Annotated in this window: 12 protein-coding genes and 1 pseudogene; 6 read left to right on the forward strand and 7 right to left on the reverse strand. The window is 67.8% G+C overall.

Annotated elements, in window-relative coordinates; all coding sequences use genetic code 11:
- Positions 1 to 342: 342 nt before the first annotated feature.
- Positions 343 to 678, forward strand: a pseudogene (locus tag ACI3KU_RS01385) (transposase); the annotation flags it as partial.
- Positions 679 to 1,749: 1,071 nt separating this feature from the next.
- Here the strand turns inward: ACI3KU_RS01385 and ACI3KU_RS01390 are convergent.
- Entirely contained in the window at positions 1,750 to 2,232 is a 483-nt protein-coding gene (locus ACI3KU_RS01390) for a CarD family transcriptional regulator (protein ID WP_404920497.1), read from the reverse strand.
- Between the two features lie 138 nt (positions 2,233 to 2,370).
- Between ACI3KU_RS01390 and ACI3KU_RS01395 the strand changes: the two genes are divergently transcribed.
- Positions 2,371 to 2,850, forward strand: a complete 480-nt coding sequence (locus ACI3KU_RS01395) for a DNA modification methylase (RefSeq protein ID WP_404920498.1) — start codon at positions 2,371 to 2,373, stop codon at positions 2,848 to 2,850.
- Positions 2,851 to 2,907: 57 nt separating this feature from the next.
- On the opposite strand, the gene ACI3KU_RS01400 is transcribed toward ACI3KU_RS01395, so the two are convergent.
- Entirely contained in the window at positions 2,908 to 3,591 is a 684-nt protein-coding gene (locus ACI3KU_RS01400; protein WP_231092162.1) for a response regulator transcription factor, read from the reverse strand.
- Positions 3,588 to 5,045 carry an ATP-binding protein gene (locus tag ACI3KU_RS01405; RefSeq protein ID WP_404920499.1) on the reverse strand — a complete coding sequence of 486 codons (1,458 nt, stop codon included), beginning with the start codon at positions 5,043 to 5,045 and terminating at the stop codon, positions 3,588 to 3,590. The genes ACI3KU_RS01400 and ACI3KU_RS01405 overlap by 4 nt, the downstream gene beginning before the upstream one ends.
- 195 nt (positions 5,046 to 5,240) lie before the next feature.
- Here ACI3KU_RS01405 and phoU point away from each other — a divergent pair, with 195 nt between their 5' ends.
- Positions 5,241 to 5,912 (forward strand): phosphate signaling complex protein PhoU, encoded by a 672-nt coding sequence (gene phoU, locus ACI3KU_RS01410; RefSeq protein WP_404920500.1) that lies wholly within the window; start codon positions 5,241 to 5,243, stop codon positions 5,910 to 5,912.
- A 279-nt stretch (positions 5,913 to 6,191) separates the two neighbouring features.
- Here phoU and ACI3KU_RS01415 read toward each other — a convergent pair whose 3' ends face one another.
- A complete protein-coding gene (locus tag ACI3KU_RS01415) occupies positions 6,192 to 6,941 on the reverse strand; it encodes a phosphoglyceromutase (protein ID WP_404920501.1) in 750 nt (249 codons plus the stop codon).
- A gap of 76 nt (positions 6,942 to 7,017) precedes the next feature.
- Between ACI3KU_RS01415 and ACI3KU_RS01420 the strand changes: the two genes are divergently transcribed.
- Together ACI3KU_RS01420 and ACI3KU_RS01425 are read left to right on the forward strand one after the other, a co-directional pair.
- Positions 7,018 to 7,848, forward strand: a complete 831-nt coding sequence (locus ACI3KU_RS01420; RefSeq protein WP_404920502.1) for a class I SAM-dependent methyltransferase — start codon at positions 7,018 to 7,020, stop codon at positions 7,846 to 7,848.
- Positions 7,849 to 7,857: 9 nt separating this feature from the next.
- A complete protein-coding gene (locus ACI3KU_RS01425) occupies positions 7,858 to 9,261 on the forward strand; it encodes a phytoene desaturase family protein (protein ID WP_404920503.1) in 1,404 nt (467 codons plus the stop codon).
- Positions 9,262 to 9,307: 46 nt separating this feature from the next.
- On the opposite strand, the gene ACI3KU_RS01430 is transcribed toward ACI3KU_RS01425, so the two are convergent.
- The 3 genes from ACI3KU_RS01430 to ACI3KU_RS01440 form a co-directional block, all read right to left on the reverse strand.
- Complete coding sequence (locus ACI3KU_RS01430) at positions 9,308 to 10,408, reverse strand: YgfZ/GcvT domain-containing protein (RefSeq protein WP_404920504.1); 1,101 nt, start codon at positions 10,406 to 10,408, stop codon at positions 9,308 to 9,310.
- Position 10,409: 1 nt separating this feature from the next.
- On the reverse strand, positions 10,410 to 11,018 hold the full coding sequence (locus tag ACI3KU_RS01435; protein WP_404920505.1) for an FABP family protein: 609 nt from the start codon (positions 11,016 to 11,018) through the stop codon (positions 10,410 to 10,412).
- 163 nt (positions 11,019 to 11,181) lie between these two features.
- A complete protein-coding gene (locus ACI3KU_RS01440) occupies positions 11,182 to 11,472 on the reverse strand; it encodes a hypothetical protein (protein WP_404920506.1) in 291 nt (96 codons plus the stop codon).
- Between the two features lie 82 nt (positions 11,473 to 11,554).
- On the opposite strand from ACI3KU_RS01440, the gene ACI3KU_RS01445 reads away from it, so the two are divergent.
- Positions 11,555 to 12,238, forward strand: a complete 684-nt coding sequence (locus tag ACI3KU_RS01445) for a DNA-binding response regulator (RefSeq protein WP_404920507.1) — start codon at positions 11,555 to 11,557, stop codon at positions 12,236 to 12,238.
- Positions 12,239 to 12,256 lie beyond the last annotated feature (18 nt).

A 12,256-nucleotide genomic window follows, 5' to 3' on the forward strand; every position in this document is an offset into this window, starting at 1 on the left:
CGCCCTCGACGGCGTCCTTGCGGTCCCGACGCCAATGCAGATGGTGGTGGTGGCACCCGCGGCCACACGGGGAACAGGGATGTAGTCCATACCCACCATTTAAGCCACTAACTGACCTCGCGGCTCGTTCCGCTTGATGCAACACCCGGCACGTCCCAGTTCTGAGCGGCCTTTCGCCTCGCCGCCAGCGCACCGGTTTTTGAGCACACTTTCGACATGCGCCACCTCCGATTCCGCAGCGCATTTTGTCTCGTCGCTGGCGCTCCTCGTCGTCGGAGAAGTTCAGGGGCCACCGTGGGATGGCTTGTTGTTTCCGGCACGAGGCAAAGCAGAGATCCCACGATGACCCACTACCAGTGGGCCATTTCGACCCTGATCGGCGAAGTCCTCGCCGGCCCCGACCTCGCGCATGAGGATGTGTTCCGGCGGATGTTGCGGGCCGGCTTGTAGGACCTCGTCGACGCTGAAGCGACGGTGAAGATCGGCGCCGGCCGTGACGAGCGCTCCCCGGAGCGGACGACCCGCCGCAGCGGGACTTGTTCGAAGGTGCTCGCGATCCCGGCCGGCGAGGTCGATCTCGCGCTCCCGAAGCTGCGAGAAGGGTCGTTCTTCCCGAGCTTGTTGCATCCGCGGCGTCGGGTCGACAAGGCCCTCCGCGCGGTGATCTGCCAGTCCTGGAGTGCCCAATGGCTCCTGCGACCTCATCTTGGGACACTTCGCTCGTTTCGTGCACGGCACCTCCGCGCGCGCTGCCGCACGGCGCAACGTAGCAGAGCGTCGGTCATGTCCCCGTGCCGGGCCCCATCATCGAACGAGGCCAGACGGACCGCGCGCTTCCCTGCCGATGGCAACTCTCGTGTCGAACGCCGGATCTCGACGCGGCACTGCGCCCGTGATCGCATCTCCGCTGATCGCGATCCGAGGTGAGGCTGCGTAGCGCGAACCGAGGAGATTGTCGCGAAACGAGGACGAATAGACGACAGGCCCCTCACTTTCGCGCAAATCTCCTCGTTTGGAGCCACGGACGACCCAGCGGCGGGCACGATTCCGGGCAGTGGCGAGATCGTCAACATCGCGTCCGCGCGGTCCGCCGAAACGGCCAGCGCGCCCCCGTCTCACGACGCGAGCACCATGTCACGAACCGAGGACATTGTCGCGAAACGAGGACGAATAGACGACAGACATCCCACTTTCGCGCAAATCTCCTCGTTTGGAGACACGGACGACCCAGCGGCGGTCACGATGCCGGACGACGACAGCGGCGGGCACGATGCCGGGCAGTAGCACGATCGTCAACATCGCGTCCGCGCGGTCCGCCGAAACGGCCAACGCGCCCCCGTCTCACGACGCGAGCACCATGTCACGAAACAAGGACATTGTCGCGAAACGAGGACGAATAGACGACAGGCGCCTCGCTTTCGCGCAAATCTCCTCGTTTGAAGACACGGACGACCCAGCGGCGGTCACGATGCCGGACGACGACAGCGGCGGGCACGATGCCGGGCAGTAGCACGATCGTCAACATCGCGTCCGCGCGGCCCGCCGAAACGGCCAACGCGCCCCCGTCTCACGACGCGAGCACCATGTCACGAAACAAGGACATTGTCGCGAAACGAGGACGAATAGACGACAAGCGCCTCGCTTTCGCGCAAATCTCCTCGTTTGGAGACACGAAGACACGAAGCCACGAAGGCGCCGTCCCCCAGAAACGACGAACGCCGCCCATATGCGGGCGGCGTTCGGAACAACTCAGGAAGCGAGAACCTCGTCAAGAAGGTTGGACGCCTTCTCCTCGTCGGTCTTCTCCGCGAGAGCCAACTCGGAGATCAGGATCTGGCGCGCCTTGGCCAGCATGCGCTTCTCCCCAGCCGACAGTCCGCGGTCCTGATCACGGCGCCAGAGGTCGCGCACGACCTCGCTCACCTTGATCACGTCACCCGACGCGAGCTTCTCCAGGTTCGCCTTGTAACGGCGCGACCAGTTGGTGGGCTCCTCGGTGAACGGAGCACGCAGCACCTCGAACACACGCTCGAGGCCCTCCTTGCCGATCACGTCACGTACACCCACGAGGTCGACATTGTCTGCCGGCACCTCGATCATGAGGTCCCCCTGGGTGACACGGAGCTTCAAATACGTTTTCTCGACGCCCTTGATCACGCGGGTCTTCACCTCGGTGATCGTCGCAGCACCGTGGTGCGGATAGACGACGGTCTCGCCAACCTCAAAAAGCATGCAGCTGTGTCCTTTCGGCAACCTCCAGAATACCACAGCGAATATGCGCTAAGGTTTGCGCCCTCGTGGAACGTGAACGGTGAGCACCGGGTGTACCCCTAGACTGGAGGGACACCGTCAGCATCCTGAGGAGGATCAGTGAACACGCGCGCTCTCGCGTCCATCGCCCTCGGTGCGGCCATCATTCTGGGCACCACCGGCTGCAGCATGATCTCGCCGCAGGCCACCACGATCCCCTACTCGGCTGCAGAGGGCGTGAACGTCCCGAACGCCTCCGGTCCGGTGCTGGTGCGCAACGCCTTCTTCATCACCGGTGAGGATGCTGTCAACCTGGTTGCCGTCTTCATCAACGACACCGCAGACGACGTGACCGCCACGGTCGCCGTCGACGGCGTCTCCGCTCCGCTCAAGGTCTCGGTGCCGGCTGGCGAGCGCGCCAGCTATGGCGTCGACGGCGAGCACCTCGACGTCCCCGGCCTCAAGACCGCGGCGGGCGACACCGTCAAGGTGACGTTCACTTCGGGTGACGGCACGTCGGAGCCAGTCGAGGTTCCCGTGCTCGATGGCACCCTCACCTACCTCGAAGAGGCTGTCCCGACCCCGTCGGCCACCAACTGATCTCAGACAACGAGGACGGGCCACATCCGAAAGGATGCGGCCCGTCCTCGTTTCGGCTCAGGCCTCGAAGCGGTAGCCCAGACCGCGGACGGTCACCAGCATCACCGGCTGGCCGGGGTTCTCTTCGATGCGTGAGCGGATGCGCTTGATGTGAACGTCGAGCGTCTTCGTGTCGCCGAAGTAGTCGCTGCCCCACACCCGATCGATGAGCTGGCCGCGGGTGAGCACACGACCAGCGTTGCGCATGAGAACCTCGAGCAGCTCGAATTCCTTGAGCGGCATGTTGATCTCGCTGCCCGCGACCGACACCGTGTGCCGATCGAGGTCGACGCTGACACGCCCGCCCTGCAGCACGCGCTCGTCCAGGTCCGCCTCTGCGGCGGCCGTGCGACGCAGCACCGCCCGCATGCGCGCCAACAGCTCACGGGCGGAATACGGCTTGGTGACGTAGTCGTCGGCGCCGATCTCCAGCCCCACCACGATGTCCACCTCAGTGTCCTTGGCGGTGACCATGATGATCGGAACGGCCGATGTCGTACGCACCTGCCGAGCGACCTCGGTGCCGGGCATCCCGGGAAGCATCAGGTCCAGCAGCAGGATGTCGGCGCCGCGCTCCCGGAACGCGGCGAGGGCCGCGGGACCGTCTTCGGCGATCTCGACCTCATATCCCTCGCGACGCAGCAGGTACGCCAGCGGATCGGCGAGGTCGGGCTCGTCCTCGATGAGCAGCACTCGGGTCATGACGGGTTCTCTCCGTTCTGCGTCTCGGACAGTGCCGGGACGGGGACAGGGGCCGATGCGTTCGCGTCACCGGACACCTCGTCGCGGCGCGCTGCGGGAGCGGCGCCTTCGACGAGATCACGGCGTTCCGCGACGATCGGGACGGGCGGCGGGATGAGGGGCTCCGCGGCGGGTGCCAGCGGCGCGGTCTCGATGGCGAGCTCTTCGCTCTTGCGCCGATCCTCCCGCTTCTGTTTCTTGCGCAGCTTGTCTGCCTTTCGAGCCTCGTCGCTCTTGCGGGCCTTGTCCGCCTTGCGCGGCTTGTCGGTCTTGCGCGCCTTCTCGTGGGCGGGGGACTCCGACGCCGGCAGCACGATCGTGAACGTCGCACCCTTGCCCGGACGCGACCACAGCCGCACGTCACCGCCATGACGCTGCACGGCGTGCTTGACGATCGAGAGACCGAGGCCGGTACCGCCCGTACTGCGCGAGCGGGCCTGGTCGGCACGGTAGAACCGCTCGAAGATGCGCTGCTGGTCGTCCTCTGCGATGCCGATGCCCTGATCCGCCACGGCGATCTCGATGACGTCGTCCACACGCTTCACACCGATGCCGACACGGGAACCCGGCGCGGAGTACTTCACGGCGTTGGAGACCAGGTTGCCCAGCGCGTCGCTCAAGATCTGCGCATCCCCGCGCACAAACAGCCCGCGCTCACCGCCACGCAGCAGCTCGACGTTCGCGCCCTGCGCGGCGACGATGTTCGCGTCCACGGCCGCGGCGACGACCTCGTCGACGGACACATCCCGCACCTCGGACAGGCCGTCGGTGGACTGCAGCTTCGACAGGCTCATGATGCGACCGGTCAGTCCGCCCAGCCGACGGGCCTCGGCCTGCAGGCGCGCAGCGAACACGCGCACCTGATCGGGGTCGTCCGCTGCCATATCAACGGCTTCGGAGAGCAGCGTGATCGCGCCGACCGGAGTCTTCAACTCATGACTCGTGTTCGAGACGAAGTCGTGGCGCATCTGCTCCAGCCGCTCCCTCTCGCTGATGTCGCGCACGGTCAGCATGGTCAGTCGCGCGCCGAGAACGGTGGCGCGAGCGCTCACCAGGCGAAGTTCGGGAGACAGCTCCCCCAGCCGGATGCGCAGCGTCTCGGTCTCCGTGCCACCGGCAGAGCGCGCGCGACGCACCAGGGCGCGCAGGTCGGCGTTCTCCAGCGCCCGCCCGGTCTCGAAGCCCAGCCATCCGGCGGCAGTGGATGTCGCGAGCAACTGGAACGACGTGTCCAGGACGGCGGCGGCATCGTCCATTCCGGCAAGCACCGCGGTGATCCCCTCCGGCACATCGCCCGCGACTTCGCGCAGATGACGGTCACGGGCACGCAGCGCCATCACCAGAGCCACGGTGACAGCAGCGCCGATGACCAGGCCCAGAGCGAGGGCGAAGATCGCCAACTGCGTGGAGGACATGAGTACAGCGTATTCTGGCCGCGAAGGCCAACAAGCCCGGATTCCGCGCCAGCACTGGCATCACCGCCGGATATTCACGCGGGCGGCACCAATCGTTAACCTTCGATCGTTTTGATTGCCCCGAAGCCCGACAGCCAGGAGATCCCGGCGTGTGCGCGGGCGGCGCAGACCTGCAACAGTGAAAGGCACACAGCCATGCGGGAAGTTTTCCACCAGTCCCTCGACGACGTCCAGGGCCGCCTGGTCGAGATCGCCGAGCTCGTCACCACCGCGATCACGAAGGCGACCACCGCCTTCGCCACGAGCGATGTCGCGCTGGCCGAAGAGGTCATCGAGGATGACCGTCTCATCGATGCGCGCGCCGTTGTGCTCGACGAGCTCGCCATCGAGATCCTCGCCCGTCAGCAGCCTGTGGCGCGGGACCTCCGCATGGTGGTCTCCGCACTGCGCATGAGCGCGTCGCTGGAGCGCATGGGCGACATGGCCGAGCACATCGCTCAGCTCGCCCGTTACCGCTTCCCGGAGCGCGCCATCCCGAAGGGTCTGAAGAGCACCTTCACCTCGATGGGAGAGCTCGACGTGCAGATCGCCACGAAGCTGGCCGACCTGCTCCGCACGCAGGACCTCAAGATCGCCGACGAGATCCGCAACCTCGACGATGACATCGATGAGCTGCACGCGCGGGTGTTCGAGAAGGTCCTCAGCGACACCTGGAAGGGCGAGGCCGGAGCGACGGTCGATGCCACCCTGGCCAGCCGCTACCACGAGCGCTTCGCCGACCACGCCGTGTCGGTCGCGAAGAAGGCCGTCTACCTCGCCACAGGCGACTGGACGGCGGAGGGCGAGACGAGCGAGACCGCCGTCTGACGCCCGATGAAGCGGCGCGGGCCACGTCAGGGGTGGCGGACCGCGCCGCTTCATCGTGTCCGGTCGTCACCACCGGTCTCAGTTGGAGCTGCCAGAGACGGGCTGAGGAACAGGTTCTGAGAGCACTCACAAGAGTGGTCTCAGAACCCGTTCGATCCAGCTCAAACCGCAGCAGATGGTGAGACCACCGACCGGATCCGGGGCGCGATCGGCCCATCAGCCCCGTACACGCGAACGTCCCCGCACCGAATCGGTGCGGGGACGTCGTCGTGGATGGGCTTACTTGTTGCCCTGGTTCGCCACAGCAGCGGCGCCTGCGGCGGCAGCCTCGGGGTCGAGGTACTCGGCCGGAGCGACCGGCTTGAGGTCCGCGTCGAGCTTGTAGACCAGCGGGATGCCGGTGGGGATGTTCAGCTCGGCGATGTCGTCGTCGCTGATGCCGTCGAGGTGCTTCACCAGGCCCCGCAGCGAGTTGCCGTGGGCCGTCACCAGCACCGTCTTTCCGGCGCGCAGGTCGGGCGCGATCTCGGCGCCCCAGTACGGCAGCAGACGGTCGATGACCAGGCTCAGCGACTCGGTGCGCGGGATCTCGCCGTCGATGCCGGCGTAACGCGGGTCGTTCACCTGGCTGAACTCACTGTCGTCCGCGAGCGCGGGCGGCGGCACATCGAACGAGCGACGCCACAGCTGGAACTGCTCGGCACCGAACTCAGCGAGCGTCTCGGCCTTGTCCTTGCCCTGCAGCGCACCGTAGTGACGCTCGTTGAGTCGCCACGAACGCTTGACGGGAATCCACAGGCGGTCGGCGTTGTCGAGTGCGATGTTGGCGGTCTGGATCGCGCGGCTGAGCAGCGAGGTGTGCAGCACGTCGGGCAGGATGCCGGCCTCGGCCAGCAGCTGTCCGCCGCGGGCCGCCTCGGCCTTGCCCTGGTCGGTCAGACGGACGTCCACCCAGCCGGTGAACAGGTTCAGCTCGTTCCACTGGCTCTGGCCGTGGCGAAGAAGGATGAGGGTGTACGGCTCGGTCATGCCTCCAGCCTACCGGCGGCATACCGGCCACACACATGCGCGACGTCGGATGACGCGGACGCGAGAGAATGGAACCATGCCGCGTCCCGTCTCCCCCGCAGGTCACGCCACGCGCGGCACGACGAACACCAACCGACTCCGCCGTGTGGATCGCTGGATCGCCGCTCAGCCCGAGCTCAGGCACGCCGATTCGCCGCTCGTGGTCGACCTTGGGTACGGCGCCAGCGGCGTCACCGCGTTCGAGCTCTACGATCGCCTGCGCCGCGTTCACCCCGACGTCGAGGTTCTGGGGCTTGAGATCGATGCGGATCGCGTGGCCCGCGCCTCGGCCCAGCTCGCGCAGATCCACGCGGGTGGCACCCGCTTCCCCTCCGACAGCAGGGTGTCGTTCGCGCGCGGGGGCTTCGAAGTTCCGTCACTGCGACCGGCGAGCGTGATCCGAGCGTTCAACGTGCTGCGCCAGTATGACGAAGCAGACGTCGCGGAGGCGTGGCGGATGATGTGCTCTCGGCTCACTCCGGGCGGGATCGTGGTGGAGGGAACCTGCGATGAGATCGGACGGGTGTCGAGCTGGATCGATCTCGACAACCGCGCGAACCCGCGTCACCTCACCATCTCGCTGCGGCTGGCGGAACTCGAACGACCGAGCATCGTGGCGGAGCGGCTGCCGAAGGCGCTGATCCACCACAATGTGCCGGGCGAGCGCGTGCATCGGCTGATGACCGATCTGGACACATCCTGGGATCGCAACGTCGGCCTCGGCACCTTCGGCGCCGTGCAGCGCTGGCTTGCGGTGGTCGCCGACCTCCGCGCGGCGGGGTGGCCCGTGCGCACCACGAAGACCCGCGCGAAGCTGGGCGAGCTCACCGTGGCCTGGGCCTCCGTTGCGCCCGACCTCGCGGGTTAGGCTGGCGAGATGACGACGGCAACGGTGGTGGGATCCGGTCCGAACGGGCTCGCTGCGGCCATTCGCCTCGCTCAGGCGGGCGTGCGTGTCACGGTGATCGAGGCGGCCGATGTCGCCGGCGGCGGTGCGCGCACCAGCGAACTCACGCTCCCCGGCGTCAAGCACGACGACTGCTCCACCGCGATGCCCGGGGCCGTGGCCTCGCCGTTCTTTCACTCCCTGAACCTGGAGCGTCACGGCCTGGAGTGGCTGCATCACGACGTGGTCGTCGCGCATCCGACCGAGAGCGGCACCGGGATGATCTACCGCGATCTCGAACGGACAGTCCAGGGCATGGGCGTGGACGGCGCGCTGTGGCGTCGTATGTTCGCCCCGCTGGTGCGAGATGCCGACGCCGTCTTCGACACCGCGTTCGCGCCTGTCGTCTCGGCTCCCCGACACCCCCTCGCGCTCGTTCGACTCGGACTGCGCGCTGCCCCACCGGCGTCCTGGTGGGCGCGCCTGTTTCGGCGCTCCGAGAACGCCGCCGCATTCGGCGGGATCGCCGCGCACATGATCGGAAGCCTGACCGCTCCGCTGTCGAGCTCGGTGGCGGCGATGCTGACCACGGCGTTGCACGCGCACGGCTGGCCCTTCCCGCGTGGCGGTGCGGGGTCGCTGCCCGCTGCCCTGCTCGCCGAGCTCGCTGAACTCGGCGGACAGGTCGAACTCGGTCGCCGCGTCACCCGCGTGGACGACCTCGACTCCGATGTCGTCGTTCTGACCGTCCCGCCCCGCACGGCTCTGACGATGATGGACGTTCCCACGGGGATCCGTCGCGCCTGGAGTCGGTTCCGCCCGGGTCCCGGCGCATTCAAACTCGATCTCGCCATCGAGGGCGACGTGCCCTGGCGTGACGATGCACTCCGCCGCGCGGGAGTCGTGCACCTCGGCGGCACGTTCGCGCAGGTCGCACGTGCCGAGGCCGAGGTCGTCGCGGGCCGGACGCCGGAGCATCCGTTCATGCTGGTGACTCAGCCGCATCTGGTCGATCCGACCCGTTCGCACAACGGCGTCGACCCGCTGTGGCTCTACGCGCACGTTCCGAACGGGTGGCCGCACGACGAGACCGAGCGGCTGCTGTGCGAGCTGGAGCGCTACGCGCCCGGCGTTCGTGAGCAGATTCTCGCCGTGCATACTCGCGGCCCGCGGGCCCTGGAAGAGCACAATGCGGCTTATCTCGGCGGTGACATCGGCGGCGGTGCCACCACCCTGCGACAGCTCATCGCACGCCCGCGGATCGGTACGCGCGGATTCTCCACCGGCGTCCGTGGCGTGTACCTCGGCGGCGCATCGACATCACCCGCCGGCGGTGTGCACGGCATGTGCGGCGTCAACGCCGCCGAGCTCGCCCTTCGCGACCTCGCGCGCTGACCCTCGTTCCGTAGCGCGCACGGGACCGAAGCCCCAGCGGCAACCGTCAGTCCTGCTTCAGCGGACGACGAGACAGCCGCGTCAGACGCGGGACATCGGCCACAGAACCCGCATCGGCGGGAACCACGACCTCCTGCGCGCCCGTGATGTCGGTCTCACCCGAGCGGACGTGCAGCACGGCGTCGGCGGGGATGCGGCGAGCGATCACCGCGAGCGCGATCGGTCCGAGCTCATGATGCATGGCGCTGGACGTGATGCGCCCGACTTCATCGCCGTCCACCTCCGAGCGCACCTCGTCGCCGGGAGCAGGCAGCACGCTGTCGCTGCCGTCGAGGTGAAGCATCACGAGGCGGCGGGGCGGATGGCCGAGGTTGTGCACCTTCGCCACCGTCTCCTGCCCGCGGTAGCAGCCCTTGTTCAGGTGCACCGCAGATCGAATCCAGTCCACCTCGTGCGGGATCAGGCGGTCATCGCGCTCCCGCGCCCACCGCGGTCGCCAGGCCGCGATCCGTAGCGCGTCGGCCGCCAGCACCCCGGCAGCGCGCAGTCCGCCCAGGTTCGCCGCCAGAGCATCCGCCTGCTCCGCGGTGACGATCGCCTCGCGCCAGTCGCGCTCGGCGCCCGGGTGGTCGGAGATCTGGGCGTACTGCCAGCCGCCGGCAGCAACGCTGCTCCAGGGGTCGCGCCACAGGATGGCATCGGGGGCGACGGAAGCGAGATGCTCGCCGGCCGGGTCGCCCACGTAGCCGATCACGCGCAGATCATCGCGCACGGCGATGTCGACCTGCGCCCGGAAGCGCATCCGCAGCAGCCAGGCCGACAGCGGGCCGGCGTCATCGCGGTCGACGAGGAGCCAGGCGGTCTCGCCGTCATCGACGATTCCCGCGGCGTGTTCGACGCGCCCCTGCGGATCCAGCACCAGCAGCTCAGACGAGAACCCGGCGGGAAGATGTGCCACGGACTGCGACGTGATGGAGTCCAGCCAGGTGAGCCGATCGGGTCCGCTCAGCGCGACGACGGCACGATCACCGAGCGGCGCGAAAGCACGGCCCTGCTCCAGTGCGCGCTGTTCGCGCAGCGGTTCACCGAAATGCGTCACCGCGTGCGCGTCTGCGACGGCACCCGGCAGGGAGGAGAAGCCGGTCATGTCAGGACACTTTCGCTAGGCGAGCGGACGCGTGCGATGCCAACGGGGCTCCGAGCGCCGCGATGTCCCACGCCCACAGCAGGTGTCCCTGCACCAGGCCATACATGCGCTCCGCGGACGCGTAGTCCTTCGCGGAGGAGGGACGTAGCACCGCGTCGGTGGCGAGGTCGATGCGCGGACCCTTCACCTGTCCGAGATAGAGCTCGGTCACGCCGTCGGCATGGACGATGGACGCCTCGAGGTCGAAACCCTCGTCAGCGTTGCGCAGCGCTTCGACGTCTTCGACCGTGCGGGCGACGAGCGCCTCCGCGCCCGGGAGCAGACCCGGTCCGACATCCGACGCCCCGCGCGGACGAGCGATCCGCCAGAACCCCACTTCGGAGTTCAGCCGCACCTGCTCGTCGCCGTGTTCCGGCGAGGTGAGCACAGCGGTCGCGGAGTAGTTCAACGCGTCGCCACCGTCGTGGCTGAAGCTCACACGATGCGTGAACTCACCGGTGAAATGATGGTCCCCGGCGGTGTAGTCGATGACGCCGGTGCCTTCCCAGACCCCGAGGAGCCAAGACAGCGGCACCAGGTCTGCGGGCAGATCGCTGGGCAGCTCGATCATGGCTTGCGCGCGATCAGCGCTGGCCGCGGAAGAGGTTGTAGACCACGACGCCCGCGACGAACGCGATGGCGAGCGACGCGAGGCCCAGCAGGCCGACGAAGAGCATCTCGAGTGCGAAGAGGTCCATGCACTCCACTCTAGCCCGCTCGCCGCTTCCCGCGGGTCAGAGACCGCTCAGCGCGGCTAGTCCGAACCCGGCGGAGACGAGGCCCATCACCACGAGAGCACCGAGCATGCTCGCGCCCATGCGCCCGATGAATCCCTGAGCCGGAGCGGAGAAGATCTGCACCGCGAACGCGACGATCACCGTGATTCCGAGTCCGACGCACAACCACCCGACTCGCTGGTCCAGCGGTGCCACGATCCCGACCACGACGGCGATCAACGCACTGACGATCCAGACCGCCGCGATGCCGATGAGGGGCGAGCGCGGAGCGAGCTGCGGCTGTGACATGACGTCATTCTCCCAGAAGCGGCGCGGGACCGCTCCCGAGTGCGGCATATCATGGGGGCTTAGCCGCAGGAGAGGAATCGGCGTGGCGCAACTGCTCGTGCTCAGTTCGACACCGGATGCAGCCCTGCCCGCCCTGGAGCTGCTCAGCCACACGGTGCGCACGATCCCGGCAACACCGGCGCAGCTGATCGCCGCGCCCGACTCTGACCTGATCCTGGTGGATGCGCGCGCCGATCTGGTCGCGGCGAAGTCGCTGTGTCGTCTGCTGCGCACCACCGGCATCAACTCCCCGCTGCTGGTCGTGGTCACGGAGGGCGGACTGACCGCGCTGTCCCCCGACTGGGGCGTGGATGATCTGCTGCTCACCTCCGCGGGTCCCGCCGAGATCGACGCCCGCCTCCGCCTCGCGCTGGGTCGCGCGGCGGCGCTGGATGAGCGCCCCACTCGGGTGCAGACCTCTGGCATCACGATCGACGAGGCGTCGTACTCGGCGAAGATCAACGGTCGCCCGCTGGATCTCACCTACAAGGAGTTCCAGCTGCTGCACTTCCTCGCCACGCACCCCTCCCGCGTCTTCACGCGCGAGCAGCTGCTCAGCGAGGTGTGGGGCTACGACTACTACGGCGGCACCCGAACCGTTGACGTTCACGTGCGCCGTCTGCGCGCCAAACTCGGCGACATGGAGCAGCTCATCGGCACCGTGCGAAACGTGGGTTATCGTTTCGACGCCGCCGATGAGGAGCAGACGTCAGAAAGCGTCCGCTGAGCGCTTAACCTGTTCGTC

Origin of the sequence: Microbacterium sp. ZW T5_56 (genome assembly GCF_044987425.1) — a bacterium.
In the GTDB taxonomy this organism is placed as follows: domain Bacteria; phylum Actinomycetota; class Actinomycetes; order Actinomycetales; family Microbacteriaceae; genus Microbacterium.